Here is a 15,482-nt window from a genome sequence, read left to right as displayed (position 1 = left end):
GGGTCGGCTGGTCCGGGGTCGGCATCAACCTTGGAACCAATGCACCGACGCCGCAGCTATTGCGCGGGGCCGTCCGGACTGCCCTCGATACGCAGAGGTATCGCGCGCGCGCCTCCTTCATGGCCAGAGAGTTCGCGCGGATAGACACTCGCGCTGAGCTCCTCAGGATCGTTGGGGAATTAGGCTAGAACTCGGCCGACAGCTTGTCGTGCATGAGGGCGGGTACGTGTCGCTTCCAACCTGGACCTATGCATAGTGCGTGAGGGTGACGTCGGTGGATAGTTTGACCTTGCCTCCTTTTCCTCTCTCGATGAGGCACGTAGCTCGAACGCTGCTCATGAGAAATAGATGACACGCCTCAGGATAATCGTAGAAGTGCGTCTGAACGACGAGCATGGCCCGCGCCCGATCGGGATCATGACACTGGGCCAAGCACTTAAATTGCCAGACATCCCCAACTTAGAGTTCACCCACCCCGAGCCGGCGATCGCTAAATTGGGTCAGTTCGTTTCCAAGCGGGAGTTGGAAGAATTTGCGGCCCGCGGCCGCACAGCGGCCGCTGCGACGATTAAGGGCATACGAAATATCCCTCAAACCGAAGAAAATTGAGGGACATATGTCGTTGCTACAAGTCAGCCATTCAATCCGCAACATGGCCAACGGCCTTTGGACGACCGAGGAGGTTGTCCAGACGCTGGCCGAGGCATAAACACCGGGATCACTCCCCTTTGCCGGTATGGGCTCGATCGGAATCATCTGCCAGTTACAACCATGACCCCAGAACGATTTTCTGAATGCCTCCTGCATATCCGATGGACGCCGATCAACATCGCATCGGCCCTCCAATGCGAATTGTCGTGGCTCGAAGCGCTCGAAGCCGGGAACGAGGAAATTCCTGCAGGCCTGGCTGCCTGGTTGGAAACACTGGCACAAGCCCACGAGGCTCTGCCGCCCCCAACTACATACTGTGGAAAGAGATCAAAGCTCTAAGTAGATCACCGCTTTGTCCTGCGCGCCTGGACGCATGACCAGAAGCTGCGGCATGCGTCATATAAGGGGCTTCGAGAGGAGCAGGGCGAGGCGGCGGTTTATGAAATTTAGCGCTGGCGTGCGGGCCGGAGTTCAGCTCCATATACTTCGGGCGCCGTCCATGGCCCACCAGTCCGCCTAGTCCCGATAAGCACACAAACCAACGCACTAAGCTTTGGAAGTCAGAGTTTGCGGAAGATAATACCACGAGGCAAAGAGTATCGCGGCCGCGCATCACTCATCATCGATGATCTCGACACACTGATTTCTTGGCAGGCCAACAACGATCCGACCAGCATCCAGCATACAAGGCGTGATCAACAGAAAGTTCGCCGCCCGGGTAATCCATTGGCTAAGTTGTTCCCGAGCGGTTTGTTTTGCGCCACTCTTCGTACTCTCCGCGAGCATCGTCGTGCAGCGGATAGTAGCGCTGCAACGACCCGCCCGCCATAAGCTTCACTCGCGAGAACTCCTCCCAATCGTGATGCTTTTGCGATTCTTCGATTACCTTCGAGGCCATTGCGACTGGAAGCACCACCGCCCCGTCGTCGTCGGCGACGATGATGTCTCCGGGGATTACCGTGACACCGCCGCAGGCAATCGGAACATTGACGGCGTTGGGATAGATTCCAGTCTGCACATGATAGTTGGGCGTCCAGCCGCGCAGCCAAAGAGGGAGATCTAGCTTCTCGACATTGGGCCGATCGCGCATGCAGCCATCGATCACGATGCCAGCGCCGCCTCTGCCCTTGAAATACGTCGACATCATATCGCCGAAGACGCCCGAGCTCATGTCGCCGCGCGCGTCGACCACGACCACATCGCCCTCCTGCACGTGATAAAGCACATGGCGGTGCAACTGCGTCTCCGGATCTGCATATTCTCCCTCGGTGAAGAGGTCCGGCCGCTGCGGCATGAATTGAAGCGTCAGGGCCGGCCCGACGATCGACTTGCCGTGACTTTGCGGCACGGGACCGACCATGTGCGGATTGCGGAAGCCCATGTGGCCGAGCGTGCCGGAAACCGTCGCGGCGCCGATTTCCTTCAAAGCGTCGATCATCTCTTTGGGCGGTCGGGTAGTGTCGGGTGTATGTGTCATTCTAGGCTCCGGTGGATGAAACTACCAATTTGCGACAGAACCGTCGCGGCGCTTCAGGTGAGGCGCTTCCCAGAAACGAAAGCTCTCGGCCTTGACCGCCTCTTCGTTGACCTCGACGCCGAGCCCGGGCAGATCGCTGACCGGATAGTCGGGACCGTCGAGCCGTGGTTGCACGGGGAAGAAGTCGGAATTATCGAAGCCCAGCTTTGCTTCGGGCGCCCTGGTCTCGAGCCAAGCGAAATTCGGCACCGCGGCGGCGAGATGGATGGTCGCGGCCGTGCAGACGGGGCCGAGGGGATTGTGCGGCATCAGGTCCACATAGTGCGCCTCGCTCCAACCAGCGACCTTCATCGCTTCGGTGAGCCCGCCAACATTGCAAACATCGAGCCGGTTGAACTGATGGATGCCACGTTCGATGTAGGGCAGGAATTGCCACTTGCTGGCAAATTCCTCGCCGATGGCGAACGGGATGTCGGTCATCGTGCGCAAGGATTCGTAGGCCTCGGGTGTCTCGTCTCGTATCGGCTCCTCGAGGAAATCAAGCACGCCACGGCCGAGCTTGTTACAGAAGCTCGCCGCCTCTGCCACCGACAGCCGATGATGATAGTCGATGCCGAGGACGACGTCGTCGCCCAGCGCCTCTCGCGCCCTATTGAGCATAGTTGCGGTAGCGCCGATCGACTCCCGCGGCTCAAAGATGTCCTTGCTGCTTTGCCCGATGGGGAAGAAGCGGATCGCCTGCCACCCTTGTGCGCGTAGTTCGCGGGCTCGTTCGATGGCAACATCGCCCTCGGCCTCGTCACCGGTCGAGGCAAAGGTAGGAATGCGGTCGCGCTGCTTGCCACCTAGGAGTTCATAGGCCGGCACTCCCAGTGCCTTGCCCTTGATGTCGTGAAGGGCAATGTCGATGGCGGAAATCGCCGCCTGCAGGACACGCCCACCTTCGAAGTATTGGCTGCGATAAATCTCTTGCCAGATCCGCCCAATCTGCATCGGGTCGCAGCCGATCAGAAACTCGCGGTAGTGCTCGATCGCGCCGGCCACGGCCTTCTCGCGGCCGCTCAAGCCGCTCTCGCCCCAGCCGAAGATGCCGCTGTCGGTCTCGACCTTCACCAGCATCTGGTTGCGCGTTCCTACCCATACTGGATAGGGTTTTATTGCCGTGATTTTGAGCTTAGTCGTCATCCACGCCCTCGTTTCATACGCTCCCTCCCGTCTCAGTCGGCCTTAAGGGCCATCTCGGTTTCGCCGTCGAACAGATGAATCCGCTCCTGATCGAACTGGAGCCAAATCTGTTCATCGGGCGCGACGGCAATGGTGGGCGGCACGCTGACATTGACGATGGCGCCAGACAGTAAAGCCTGTACGAAGGTGACATCTCCGGTCGGTTCCACCGTGTAGGCCTTGGCGGGAACGCTTCCTGGCATCGCACTCTTGTGCAGCCTGATCGTCGAGTGACGTGCGCCGAGCACGACCTTCTTGGTTGTTGCCCTCGCGACCTTCAGGGCGTTGTTTGGCGAGAGCTCGAGGCGCCAGCCCTCCGCGCTGGTCAACACAGCGTTGCCACTTGCCGTTGACGCCTCCAGCGGAACAAGGCTCATCGCCGGGCTACCGACGAAGCTGGCGACGAACATGTTCACCGGATGGGCAAAGACCTGCGCCGGTGAATCGTATTGCTGCAGGTAGCCGCCATTCATCACCGCCATCCTGTCGGCCATGGTCACCGCTTCGAGCTGGTCGTGCGTCACGTAGATGATCGTCGCCTTGAGGTCCTGGTGGAAACGCTTGATCTCCGAGCGCATCTGCACGCGCAGCTTTGCGTCGAGGTTGGAGAGTGGTTCATCCATCAGGAATACCGCCGGGTCGCGAACGAGGGCACGGCCCAGCGCCACGCGCTGCTGTTGCCCGCCCGAAAGTTCGCGTGGCTTGCGCTCGAGCAGCTGCGTCATGTCGAGCACTCGCGCTGCTTCCTTGACCTTCTTGTCGATCTCGTCCCTTGGGAGTTTGCGCATCTGCAGCGGGAACGCCAGATTTTTGTAGACCGATTTCTGCGGATAGAGGGCGTAGTTCTGGAACACCATTGCGATGTCCCGGTCCTTGGGGTCGAGGTCGTTGACCACCCGGTCGCCGATGATGATGTCGCCCGACGTGACGGAGATGAGCCCCGCCACAAGATTGAGTGTGGTTGTCTTGCCGCAGCCTGAAGGGCCGACGAGCGCAACGAATTCGCCGTCGTTGACCGTCAGCGAAACATTGTTGACAGCTTTGAAGCTGCCATAGGTCTTGACCAGATCTTTGAGGACCACGTGGGCCACCGGCAACTCCCCTAGTGCTTGACTGCGCCTTCCGTGAGGGCGCGTACGAAGTATCGTTGCAGGACGAGGAACAGGACCACGACGGGCACGCTCATCATGAAGCTGGCCGCCATCAGGCCCGGAAAGTCCGTTGTATTTTCCGAGAAGAAGCGCTGGATGCCGACCGGCAGTGTCAACTGCTCGTTCTTGGAGAGGAAGGTGTAGGCGTAGATGTACTCGTTCCACGCGCCAATGAAGGAATAGATCGCCGTGGCGATGATTCCTGGCGCCGAGAGCGGCATCACGATCAGGACAAAGGCCTGGAACCGCGTTGCCCCGTCGATGCGCGCCGCCTGCTCGAGTTGCACCGGGATGTTGTCGTAGAAGCCCTTGAGGAGCCAGATCGCCAGCGGCAGGCCGAATGTGAGGTAGGTGAGGACCAGCGACCCATGCGTGTTCACCAGCCCGATCGCGCGCATCAAGATGAAGAGCGGCACGAGAAAGATCACTGCCGGGAACATGTTCCGAAGCAAGACGGCGAAGAACAGAAAGTTCCGGCCCGGGAAGGTGAAGCGTGAAAACGCGTAGGCCGCAGGAACTGCCACGATCACCGAAAGGATGGTCGTGGCGGTGGAGACGAAAAGGCTGTTCCAGAAGAAGCGCAGGAAGTCCTGGCCGACGCTGTTTTGCGGATCGAGCAGCTTCTGGTAGCTGGCGAGGGTGGGTTGGTCCGGCCACCATTGCGGCGGGAATTGCATGGCCGCGAAGCCGGACTTGATCGAGGTGAGCAGCATCCAGATCATCGGTAATGCGGTGTAAAGCAGCATGAACACAAGGAAGATGCGTCCGCCCCACCGCCATCCATCGATGCGTACACGGCGATGCGCCTGGCCTTGCTGAACAGTTTCGGCAATCGTGCTCATTCGCTCCCGTCCTTCTGCTCGTTGCCGCTAAGCGCCCGGACGTAGAAGTAGCCAAGTGACATCAGGATCAAAAACAGCAACACCGAGTAGGCCGACGCGACCCCCCAGCGCTGGCGGCCGAAGGCGAGCTCATAAATGTGGGTGATCCAGATATGCGATGCATTCGACGGCCCGCCGCCGGTCATGATCCAGGGGATGATGAAAGAATTGAAGTTGGCTACTGCCAAGAGAAGGATCGTCACCGTCGAAACGTTTCTCACATGCGGAAAGGTGACGTGCCAGAACCGCTGCCATGCATTGGCTCCGTCGACTTTTGCGGCGCGCAGCAACTGGTCGGGAACCGTTTGCAGGCCAGCCATCATCATGATCATGGCGAAAGGAAACTCTCGCCAGATATTGACCACGATCAGCGAGGGCAGCACTGTGCTGACGCTGTCGATGAAATTCGGCGGCCGGTCGGTCAATCCCAAGCCAACTAGCACTGCGCCAATGATCCCAAAGTCCGAATGGTAGATCCATTTCCAGATATAGGACGCGGCGACCGCGCTGATGACCCATGGAATGATTAGGACGGCGCGTAGGATGGCGCGGCCGGCAAAGTCACGGTGGAGCGCCAGGGCACTGGCGAACCCCAGGACAAACGAGATGAAGGTCGATCCCACTGTCCAGATAAGAGTGTTCGAGGTGACCTTCCAGAACACCGGGCTTGTGAGGATGGCGATGTAGTTGTCGAGGCCGATGAAAATCTTGTCCCGGAGCTGCAGGCCAGGCGGTGTATTGAAGAACGACAGCTCGATCGTGTAGTAGATCGGGTAGGCTATGACGATGAGCATCACGGCGATCGCAGGAAGCACATACGCGTAGTCAGCGCGATGCTCCCAAATCTTTCGCAGCACTCCGGACCCATCAGGCAGTCTTCGGGGAGCCTCGGCCTTCCCAGTCAAGATCGTCACTGTGCAGAGCCCTCATCCTTGGGAACAAAACCGGCTGCGATCGATCCGCAGCCGGTCAGATCGTCGGACTTGGACTAGAGCCCACCGTCCATCAGGGCTTTGACCTTCTTGGCCGCGTCGTCCGCTGCCTGGTCGACGGTCATAGCCCCGGTCAGAGCATTCTGGAGCATGTCCGGGACGATTATGTTCATGATCTCTGGGGACTGTGGCAGCGCCGGGAATGGGATGCCGTAAGGCAGCATCGAGGTCGTGACATCAAGGAACTTGATGTGGTCCAGGCGTTCCTTCATCCATTTGGTCTTGAAGCCGTTGAGGTTTCCCGGGTTCGAGCCGGCATAGGCCATCTTCAGCGACCATTCGGGGCTCGTCCACATGCAGATGATAGCCTTTGCCGCCGGCTCGTCTACCTTGCCGCCCTCGACATATTCGGGCTTGAGGATATGAATGTTTGAGCCGCCAAACACCACGGCACGCTTGCCGTCGGGACCAGTCGGGATCAAGCCGTAGCGCATGTTGTTGATAACGGTCTGCGCCTTTTGCTTGTCGGTGTCCGTCGCCTTTTTCTGCAGGTCGAGCATGACGTCGTAATCGGACGGATGCGAGATCATCATGCCGAGCTGGCCAGCGAGGAAGAGCGGCTGGTTGTCGGCCTGCTGGTTGGTGAGCGCCGAAACCGGAACCGACTTGTCGCGGACATACATATCGTAGGAGGCTTGCAATGCCGCCTTGCTCTGCGGGCTATCGAGCTCGACATCCTTATAGGTCGGGTTGGTGGTAGCTTCGTCGAAGACGCCGCCGCCATAGGCCCACAGCTGCGGCATGAAGCGGTACGGCGTATTGCCGGCATTCTTGCGAGCCACGAGGCCGTAACCGGCAATGCCGAGCTTGTCGTGGATCTGCTTGGAATACTTGACGACGTCGTCCCAGGTAGCCGGAGCCTTGTCCGGATCGAGGCCTGCACGCTTGAAGATGTCGGCATTCCAGATGAACGCCATCGTCTCGTTGTTGGTTGGAATGCCGTAGGTCACCCCGTCCCAGGTTACAGCCTTCATTGCGCCGGGCCAGAAATCCCCGGTCGAATAGCCGACATCCTCGGGTTTGAGCGGCTGCAAATAGCCCTTTGAGGCAAACTCAGTGCCACCCAGGATTTGCAGGCGGACCGCCATGGGAGCGGCATTGCCAAGGAGTGCGGTCCGGAACTTGTCCAAGAGGTCGTTATAGGTGAGGGCCTGTTCCTCAAGCTGGATGTTTGGATAGGTTTTGCGGAACGTCGCGAAGAAATCCTTGTAATACTCGCGCAGGAGATCCGGGTCGCCTTCGAACACACCCTGGTACCAGAAAGTCAGTCGCCCCTTGTAGTCGAGTGGCGTGACCTTGCCGCAATCAGCCGCCGTGTCGAAATCCTGGGTGCCGGCAATGGAGCGCACATATTGCGGCGACCACTTGCTCAGGTCGACCGGCGCGCCAAGCGCAGACGCAGACATCAATGATACCATCAAAGCAGTAGAGACAGTGCCGCGCAGGACGGCACCTCCGAGTGAAATCCTCGTCATAGGTATCCTCCAGGTTTCTCTCCCATGCCGCTCTGCGTCGGGGCGAGCGGTCTTTGCTCGACGGCTTCGCGACCTCCCAGTCAATACACCTCTTCGAGCACATCATACGTTTTCAGATCGTAGATTATCTGTCAATCGGCCAAATCGTACATTGTTTACCAAAGATTTGCGTGATATTCGAACGATATGTGTATTGATGAGGATAGTCTTGGCCGAAACCAGCGATTTTAAAGCAAAGCCGCCCGAAGGCATCGACGCTGACGGGGCATCCAGCGAGGGCGCCTCGCTCTACCAACTGATCAGGGATGACATCATCGAGGGGCGGCTTGCTGCCAACGAAAGGCTTGTGGTCACCGATCTCGCCCGGCGCCACGGCACCTCGACCAACCCCGTGCGCGAGGCTCTCCAACTTTTGCGCGGGGAGGGTTTTGTCACCTTCGTTCCAAACCGCGGAGCGCGCGTCCGGCCCATAGATCAGGATTTTGTTCGGGATATCTACGAGATCGGGGTCTTGATCGAGCCGGCACTGACGCGATGGTTCGTCAATATGGCCACCGTCGAGGACATCGCTGAACTCGAACGCATCCAAGGCCTGATCGAAGAGAACAACTTCGCCGACACGGTCAGGCACAGCGAGCTGGATACCGCCTTTCACACCGTCATGTACCAGAAGCACTACAACCGCCATGCCGCCGAGCTTTGGTGGAAACATCGCGAAGTGCTTCGAGCCGTGAGCCGACGTTTCGACTTCACGCTCTCCCGGCGTGCCGCGATCCTTAGCGAGCATCGCGAGCTCATCGCGCATGTAAAAGCGGGAAAGGCGAGCGAGGCAGCCGAACTCATTGCACGCCATGTCGAGGGCTCCGGCCGGCACATCCTCGAACACATGCGGGCGCGAAACGCCGCTCGGGCAGGATAGAATAGGTAGCCTGGAATATCGTTATCCCGACCACTTCAACAAAGGCAGTTGAGATGAAAATCACCAGCGTTCGCCCCTGGCTAATCAGATCCGATGCTTCTTATTGGGGAGAGTTTCTGTTTGTCGAAGTGACGACCGACGAGGGGGTAAGCGGCTGGGGAGAGATCACCACCACGACAAGGCTCGCCAATCGCGCCCTCTGCACGATCCTGCGACAGATCGGTGCCGCTTTGACAGGCGAGGACCCGGCGCGTATCGAATATCTGTGGCACAAGATATTCCGCAGCTTCACCTACATGGGCAGTCGCGGCGCCGCAGTCGAATGCGTGAGCGCCATCGACATAGCCCTTTGGGACATCCGAGGCAAAGTCCTTGGTAAGCCGATTTACGAGCTGTTGGGCGGACCGGTACGCGATGAAATCGCGCTCTACACCCATCCCAACCAGGCCAAGTTTACCAGCAACGAGGCTGTGGTTCGCGAAATTCGAGACATCGTCGAGTCCGGCCACACCGCGCTCAAGTTCGATCCTTTCCCCCACCAGGGCCGCACCGCCGATGGACAGCCTCGCGAACAGCGGGACGGCTACCTCGATGGCAGCATGACCCGCAAGGATGAGCGCGAAGCCGCCGAACTCACGGCTCTGATCCGCCAAACGGCGGGCTCTGATGTCGACATCCTCATCGATGCGCATGGCCGGTTCGACGTTCCCACCGCCATTCGCCTTTGTCGCAGCCTCGAGGAAGCTGGTCAGATCGACTGGTTCGAGGAGCCCTGTCCACCGGAGAGCCTCAACGCTCTCAAACAGGTCCGCGAGAAGGTCAGTGCCCCTATCTCTTGGGGCGAGCGCGGCCACACGAAGTGGGATTTCGTGCCGGTGCTCGAAAACAAGCTCGCTGACTACATCATGCCTGATGTCACCTGGACCGGCGGCATTACCGAACTCAAGAAGATTTCTGCCCTATGCGAGGCCTACTACATCCCGGTCTCGCCGCATGACGCCGCAGGGCCGATCAACGTGGTTGCGGGGGCGCAGGTGATGATGACCGTTCCCAACTTCTACAAACTCGAAACGTCGGAGTGGAACTTGGGCAAATACGATCACCTCATCGACAGACCACTCGATGTTTCCAACGGCAGCCTCAAGCTTACGCCCAGGCCTGGCCTCGGCGTTGAAATGAACCGCGACTACCTTCAAAACCACGAGATAGAGCTCGACTAGCTAGCAACGCTCCAGGCCGCCCCAGCGCGCGGCGACGAGCCCCCGACCAGAACGAGGATAAATCATGCCAGAGGCAGATGGAGCCGACGAGGCACTCAATCGGGTGAACATGCATTCCAAGCCGTCGGACCTTCGCATCATCGATATGCGGGTAGCCGAAATCGTCGGCGCGCCGTTCACCTCAGCGCTGCTCAAGATTTACACCAACCAGGGCATTGTCGGGCTTGGCGAGGTGCGCGACGGCGCCAGCGCCACTTACGCGCTGATGCTGAAGAGCCGATTGCTTGGCGAAAACCCTTGCGACATCGACCGCCTGTTTCGCCGGATCAAGCAGTTCGGCGGGCACGGCCGGCAAGGCGGTGGCGTATCGGCGGTCGAGATCGCATTGTGGGATCTTGCCGGCAAGGCCTATGGCGTCCCCATCTACCAGATGCTCGGCGGCCGGTTTCGGGAGAAGGTGCGCGTCTACTGCGACACCGACGCCACCGTGCCGAGCGGCACCGAGACAGGCAAGCGCCTCAAGCAGCGCATGGAGCTCGGCTTTACCTTCCTCAAGATGGATCTGGGGCTGATGCAGATCGCAGACGTGCCGGGTGCGGTCGTGTCTCCTGCCGGCTCACTTGAAGGGTACCGCGACCATCCCCGTCGCGGCGCGCTGAAGACCATTGAAGAGCGTCGCGTCCGCAACGCCGTGTACGATCTGCATAACGTCCCGCACCCGTTTACCGGCCTCCACTTTTCCGACAAGGGCCTCGACTTCCTTGAGCAATACATTGCCGAGGTTCGTGAGGTCATCGGCATGGATGTTCCGCTCGCCATCGATCACATTGGCCACATCTCGGTGCAGAACGGCATTCGCCTTGCCAGGCGAATTGAAGAATACGTGCCAGCCTGGCTCGAGGATGTAATCCCCTGGCAGTATACCGAGCAGTACCAACGACTGCAGGATGCCACTACGGTGCCGATCTGCACCGGTGAGGACATATACCTCAAGGAGGGCTTTGAGCCTTTGCTGAGGAGTGGCGGTGTCTCCGTTATTCACCCGGACCTGCTCACCAGCGGGGGCATACTCGAGACCAAGAAGATCGGCGACATGGCGCAGGACCATGGTGTCTCCATGGCCATCCACATGGCAGAAAGTCCAATCGCCGCAATGGCCGCGGCACATGTCGCGACCGCGACCGAAAATTTCATGGCGCTCGAATATCATTCCGCCGATGTCGACTGGTGGGACGATATCGTCACGGGCCTTCCCAAGCCGCTGGTGAAGAATGGCTTCATCACTGTTCCGGACAAGCCGGGGCTGGGGATTGACGACGTCGTCGACGAGGTGATCTCGCTGCATCTGCGGCCGGGCGTCACCGACATTTGGCAGCCTACGGATCACTGGGACGATGAGTATTCCTGGGATCGCACTTGGAGCTGAGGCGAAAAGGAACGAAGATGAAGATCACTGATCTCCGCTGCGCCGTTATCGGCAAACACCCGATCGTCCGCATCGTAACGGACGAGGGCCTCTATGGCTTGGGCGAAGTTGAATTCACCAAGTCCTACCTCAAGCCCTGGGTGCTGCATTTCCGCGAGGCGCTCGTCGGCGAGGACCCGACCGACGTAGAGAGAGTAATGCTGAAGATCCGCCAACGCGGCTCTTTCAAGCCGTATGGCGCGGCGGTCAGCGCTATCGAGCATGCGCTGTGGGATATTGCTGGCAAGGCGGCCGGCGTGCCCGCCTATAAACTTCTTGGCGGCAAGGTGCGGGACAAGGTGCGTGTCTACAACGGCTCGATTCGCCAGAAACGCACGGGCGACCGGCCGGAGGATTACGCCGCTGACGTCAAATGGATGATGGAGCAGCCGCAGAACTTCTTCATGGTCAAGCAAGGAATCTCGTTCCACTCCAACATGAAGGACACCATTGAGGGCTTCCACTACGGCGTGACGCAGAAGAAGGCCGGCTATCACGGCGCCATGGATCAGGGCGTGATCAGCGAGCGCGGTTTCAATCACATGCTCGACTGCGTGATCGCGATGAAGGAAGTGCTGGGCGACAAAGTCAGCCTAGCGCTCGACTGCGGCCCGGGCTGGATGCTGCCCGATGCGATCAAGTTCGCTCGCGCGGTCGAGAAGTACAATTTGATGTGGCTCGAGGACATGCTGACTGGCGACTACGTGCCGTGGGTCAATCCGCAGGCCTATCGGGAACTGACAACTTCCACCTCGACGCCAATCCACACTGGTGAGCAGATCTACCTGCGGCACAATTTCAAGGAACTGATCGAGACGCAGGCGGTACGCATCATTGGCCCCGATCCAGCCGATGTTGGCGGTATTGCCGAGCTCAAATGGGTCGCCGAGCACGCCTACATGCACTCGATCCTGATGGCACCGCATGGCACCGCTAACGGTCTGCTGGGCCTCGGCGCGTTGATCAATGTCTGCGCCACGTTGCCGGCAAATTACATCGCGTTCGAATATCCCACCGCCTCCGACCCCTGGTGGGAGGATCTGGTAATCGGCTTGCCGCCGCAGATCGTGAAGGACAGCATGGTGGACCTACTGGAAGCGCCGGGGCTGGGCCTCGATATCGACGCTGAAGGGGCCAGGAAATATCTCAGGGAAGAGGATGCGGGCTTTTTCGACTGAAGCTCCCTCCACCTGCCGTGATTTAGTTAAGGGTTCGTCGGTTCAGATCCTATCAAGGGGCCAATGTCGGACGCGACTATAATGAAAGCCGTTCGCGGCAGATAGTTTCTACGAGATCGCGTAGGGACTTAGCTCGCCCAGCCACTTCTTGCCGGCACTGTCGGCGCAGACGCTCGGATGAGTGGACGAGATGTGCTAACATCCCGGCTCTGGCCAACTTGGGTGGACGAACTCAAGACGAATGTTGCGGCCAGTTTGCCAGGAGGGCTAGGCCTGGTGGTGAAAGTCCCGCAAATGACCCCAACTTTTCGGTTCGGCACTGAAGATGACGGCAGTTGCCAGCTTCTATGGGAAGACGGCGAACGCGTCTTCTGCCGGGGGTGGCATCTCGATCCTGACGGGACACGTAAGCCCGTGCTTGCCGCTCTGCCCGCCGCAGAGCATCCGCGACATTCAATCCTTGATAGCTTCGCCCACGAGTATGGCTTGACGGACGAGTTGGAAGGCACCTGGGCGCTTCGGCCGCTGGAACTAGTGCGCGAAGGTGGCCAGACCATGCTTGTACTCGAGGACCCGGGCGGCGAACTGCTTGCCCGGCGGCTCGGCGGACCCATGGAGCCTGGAAGCTTCCTGCGCGTTGCGATCGGAATAGCTCTGGCCCTTGGCAAGGTCCATCAGCGCGGCCTGATCCACAAGGATATCAAACCTGCCAACATCCTGGTCAACGGCGAGACCGGAGAGGTGCGGCTAACGGGCTTCGGCATCGCCTCGCGCCTGTCCCGTGAGCGACAAACGCCCAAACCGCCTGAGTTCATCGCCGGCACGCTCGCCTACATGGCTCCGGAACAGACCGGGCGCATGAACCGCTCGATCGACTCCCGCAGCGATCTCTACGCCGTCGGGGTCACGCTCTACCAGATGCTCACCGGCATTCTGCCGTTCACCGCGACCGATCCGATGGAATGGGTTCACTGCCACATCGCGCGGCGGCCGTTGCCACCGGGCGAGCGGGTGAAAGATGTTCCCGCCGCCGTCTCGGCCATTGTGATGAAGCTGCTCGCTAAAACCGCCGAGGAGCGCTACCAGACCGCCGGCGGCCTCGAGAGCGACCTGCGGCGCTGTTTGGCACAGTGGGTGGCCCAGGGCCGTATCGACGATTTCCCGCTCGGGGCACACGACACGCCCGACCGGCTGCTGATTCCGGAAAGGCTCTATGGCCGCGAGCGCGAGGTCGAGGCCTTGCTCGCCGCGTTCGACCGTGTCGTCCAGGATGGCGCGCCTGAGCTGGTGCTGGTCTGCGGCTATTCGGGCATCGGCAAGTCCGCGGTGGTCAACGAGCTGCACCGGGTGCTCGTCCCGCCACGCGGGCTGTTCGCATCCGGCAAGTTCGACCAGTACAAGCGAGACATCCCCTATTCCACGCTGGCCCAGGCCTTCCAGGGCCTGATCCGGCCGCTGTTGGTCAAGAGCGACGCGGAACTCAGCCACTGGCGTGCCGCCTTGCTGGAAGCGTTGGGCCCGAACGGCCAGCTCATGGTCAATCTCGTTCCGGAGTTGGCTCTGATCATTGGCGAGCAGCCGCTGGCGCCCGATCTTTCGCCGCAGGACCAGCAGGCCCGGTTTCAGCTGGTGTTCCGGCGCTTCCTCGCCGTGTTCGCCCGGCACGAACACCCGCTCGCGCTGTTCCTCGACGACCTGCAGTGGCTGGACGCGGCAACCCTGGATCTGATCGAGCATCTGGCCACCCATCCGGAGGTCCGCCACCTGCTGCTGATCGGCGCCTATCGGGACAACGAGGTCACGCCAACGCACCCGCTGATGCGGCGGCTGGCGGCGCTCCGCAGCGCCGGGGGCCGGATGCAGGAGATTGTGTTGGCGCCGCTTGGACTTGCGGATGTGGGCCGGCTCATCGCCGATGCCCTGCGCTGCGCGCCGGAGCACGTCGCGCCGCTAGGCCGGCGCGTGCACGAGAAGACAGCCGGCAATCCGTTCTTCACGATCCAGTTTCTACTCGCCCTGGCCGAGGAGGCGCTGCTGGCCTTCAATCCCGGCCGGGCCGCCTGGACCTGGGACCTGCCGCGCATCCGCGCCAAGGGCTTCACCGACAATGTCGCGGATCTCATGGCGACGAAGCTGCGCCGTCTGGCTCCGGCAACGCAGGCAGCTCTGGGCCTCCTGGCCTGCCTCGGGAATGTCGCCGAGGTGGCTACACTCACCTTGGTGCACGGTGTTAGCGAGGAGGCTATCCATGCGCTCATCTGGGACGCCGTCCGGGCCGGCCTGGTCCTGCGCTTGGACAGCACTTACGCCTTCCTGCACGACCGCATTCAGGAGGCAGCCTATGCGCTCATCCCCGAGGGGGAGCGGGCCATGGCGCATCTTCGGATCGGCCGCGTGCTCGCGGCGCAAACGCCGGCGGAGGCACTAGAGGAGACCATCTTCGACATTGTCAGCCAGTTCGGGCGTGGCACGGCGCTGATCACCGCGCCGGCGGAGCGCGAACAGGTCGCCGACCTCAACCGTGTGGCGGGCCAGCGGGCTAAGGCGGCAACCGCCTATCACGCCGCGCTGCAATATTTCACCGCCGGCCGGGCCTTGCTGGGAGCGACCGGCTGGGAGCAGTGCCCTCGGCTCACCTTCGACCTCGAGCTCAACCGCGCCGAGTGCGAATACCTGACGGGGGAACTGGCATCTGCGGAAGAACGGCTTGCGATGCTGTCCAGACGCGCCGGGACCACTGTCGACCTTGCCGCTGTCACCTGCGTGCGCCTCAATCTCTACACCAACCTGGACCGGAGCGACCGTGCCGTGGAGGTTGGCCTGGAGTATCTCCGGCGGATTGACGGCCA

13 protein-coding genes and 2 pseudogenes are annotated in these 15,482 nt (G+C 60.5%); 9 read left to right on the top strand and 6 right to left on the bottom strand.

Annotated elements, in window-relative coordinates:
• The 4 genes and pseudogenes from HGP14_RS35350 to HGP14_RS36085 all read left to right on the top strand — a co-directional run.
• A pseudogene (locus HGP14_RS35350) lies at nt 1-188 on the top strand (glycosyltransferase); the annotation flags it as partial.
• Between the two features lie 160 nt (nt 189-348).
• Nucleotides 349-609, top strand: a complete 261-nt coding sequence (locus HGP14_RS34385; protein ID WP_168834260.1) for a hypothetical protein — start codon at nt 349-351, stop codon at nt 607-609.
• 162 nt (nt 610-771) lie between these two features.
• Nucleotides 772-990: a hypothetical protein gene (locus HGP14_RS36090; protein WP_168834259.1), complete on the top strand. Its 219-nt coding sequence runs from the start codon at nt 772-774 to the stop codon at nt 988-990.
• 21 nt (nt 991-1,011) lie between these two features.
• Nucleotides 1,012-1,101: pseudogene (locus HGP14_RS36085) on the top strand (ATP-dependent DNA ligase); the annotation flags it as partial.
• Between the two features lie 280 nt (nt 1,102-1,381).
• Here the strand turns inward: HGP14_RS36085 and HGP14_RS34375 are convergent.
• From HGP14_RS34375 to HGP14_RS34350, 6 genes are all read right to left on the bottom strand, one after another.
• Nucleotides 1,382-2,128: a ribonuclease activity regulator RraA gene (locus HGP14_RS34375; RefSeq protein ID WP_168834258.1), complete on the bottom strand. Its 747-nt coding sequence runs from the start codon at nt 2,126-2,128 to the stop codon at nt 1,382-1,384.
• A gap of 21 nt (nt 2,129-2,149) precedes the next feature.
• Nucleotides 2,150-3,313 carry a mandelate racemase/muconate lactonizing enzyme family protein gene (locus HGP14_RS34370; protein ID WP_168834257.1) on the bottom strand — a complete coding sequence of 388 codons (1,164 nt, stop codon included), beginning with the start codon at nt 3,311-3,313 and terminating at the stop codon, nt 2,150-2,152.
• Nucleotides 3,314-3,345: 32 nt separating this feature from the next.
• The gene (locus HGP14_RS34365) at nt 3,346-4,443 is read right to left on the bottom strand and encodes an ABC transporter ATP-binding protein (RefSeq protein WP_168834256.1); all 1,098 of its coding nucleotides are present in this window, start codon (nt 4,441-4,443) and stop codon (nt 3,346-3,348) included.
• Between the two features lie 11 nt (nt 4,444-4,454).
• Nucleotides 4,455-5,345 (bottom strand): carbohydrate ABC transporter permease, encoded by an 891-nt coding sequence (locus HGP14_RS34360; protein ID WP_168834255.1) that lies wholly within the window; start codon nt 5,343-5,345, stop codon nt 4,455-4,457.
• Entirely contained in the window at nt 5,342-6,298 is a 957-nt protein-coding gene (locus tag HGP14_RS34355; protein WP_168834254.1) for a carbohydrate ABC transporter permease, read from the bottom strand. Before HGP14_RS34355 ends, HGP14_RS34360 begins: the two co-directional genes overlap by 4 nt.
• A gap of 74 nt (nt 6,299-6,372) precedes the next feature.
• Nucleotides 6,373-7,851: a sugar ABC transporter substrate-binding protein gene (locus HGP14_RS34350; RefSeq protein WP_168834253.1), complete on the bottom strand. Its 1,479-nt coding sequence runs from the start codon at nt 7,849-7,851 to the stop codon at nt 6,373-6,375.
• A gap of 208 nt (nt 7,852-8,059) precedes the next feature.
• Here HGP14_RS34350 and HGP14_RS34345 point away from each other — a divergent pair, with 208 nt between their 5' ends.
• The 5 genes from HGP14_RS34345 to HGP14_RS34325 form a co-directional block, all read left to right on the top strand.
• A complete protein-coding gene (locus HGP14_RS34345; RefSeq protein ID WP_168834252.1) occupies nt 8,060-8,770 on the top strand; it encodes a GntR family transcriptional regulator in 711 nt (236 codons plus the stop codon).
• A gap of 53 nt (nt 8,771-8,823) precedes the next feature.
• Nucleotides 8,824-9,990 carry a mandelate racemase/muconate lactonizing enzyme family protein gene (locus HGP14_RS34340; protein WP_168834251.1) on the top strand — a complete coding sequence of 389 codons (1,167 nt, stop codon included), beginning with the start codon at nt 8,824-8,826 and terminating at the stop codon, nt 9,988-9,990.
• A 64-nt stretch (nt 9,991-10,054) separates the two neighbouring features.
• Nucleotides 10,055-11,416 carry a mandelate racemase/muconate lactonizing enzyme family protein gene (locus HGP14_RS34335; protein ID WP_168834250.1) on the top strand — a complete coding sequence of 454 codons (1,362 nt, stop codon included), beginning with the start codon at nt 10,055-10,057 and terminating at the stop codon, nt 11,414-11,416.
• Nucleotides 11,417-11,433: 17 nt separating this feature from the next.
• Nucleotides 11,434-12,633, top strand: coding sequence for a mandelate racemase/muconate lactonizing enzyme family protein (locus tag HGP14_RS34330; protein WP_168834249.1), 1,200 nt, complete (start codon nt 11,434-11,436; stop codon nt 12,631-12,633).
• A gap of 294 nt (nt 12,634-12,927) precedes the next feature.
• Nucleotides 12,928-15,482 (top strand): AAA family ATPase (locus HGP14_RS34325; RefSeq protein ID WP_168834248.1); only part of this gene is annotated, 2,555 nt, incomplete at its 3' end.

It is taken from the genome of Rhizobium sp. P32RR-XVIII (genome assembly GCF_012641395.1).
Taxonomy (GTDB): domain Bacteria; phylum Pseudomonadota; class Alphaproteobacteria; order Rhizobiales; family Rhizobiaceae; genus Rhizobium.
The sequence above is the reverse complement of the archived record's forward strand: the minus strand, read 5'-3'. Positions and strand labels throughout refer to the sequence as shown.

Coding starts and splice junctions, on each gene's coding strand:
- HGP14_RS34385 (WP_168834260.1), top strand. CDS start 349: ATGACACGCCTCAGGATAATCGTAGAAGTGCGTCTGAACGACGAGCAT.
- HGP14_RS36090 (WP_168834259.1), top strand. CDS start 772: ATGACCCCAGAACGATTTTCTGAATGCCTCCTGCATATCCGATGGACG.
- HGP14_RS34375 (WP_168834258.1), bottom strand. CDS start 2,128: ATGACACATACACCCGACACTACCCGACCGCCCAAAGAGATGATCGAC.
- HGP14_RS34370 (WP_168834257.1), bottom strand. CDS start 3,313: ATGACGACTAAGCTCAAAATCACGGCAATAAAACCCTATCCAGTATGG.
- HGP14_RS34360 (WP_168834255.1), bottom strand. CDS start 5,345: ATGAGCACGATTGCCGAAACTGTTCAGCAAGGCCAGGCGCATCGCCGT.
- HGP14_RS34350 (WP_168834253.1), bottom strand. CDS start 7,851: ATGACGAGGATTTCACTCGGAGGTGCCGTCCTGCGCGGCACTGTCTCT.
- HGP14_RS34340 (WP_168834251.1), top strand. CDS start 8,824: ATGAAAATCACCAGCGTTCGCCCCTGGCTAATCAGATCCGATGCTTCT.
- HGP14_RS34335 (WP_168834250.1), top strand. CDS start 10,055: ATGCCAGAGGCAGATGGAGCCGACGAGGCACTCAATCGGGTGAACATG.
- HGP14_RS34330 (WP_168834249.1), top strand. CDS start 11,434: ATGAAGATCACTGATCTCCGCTGCGCCGTTATCGGCAAACACCCGATC.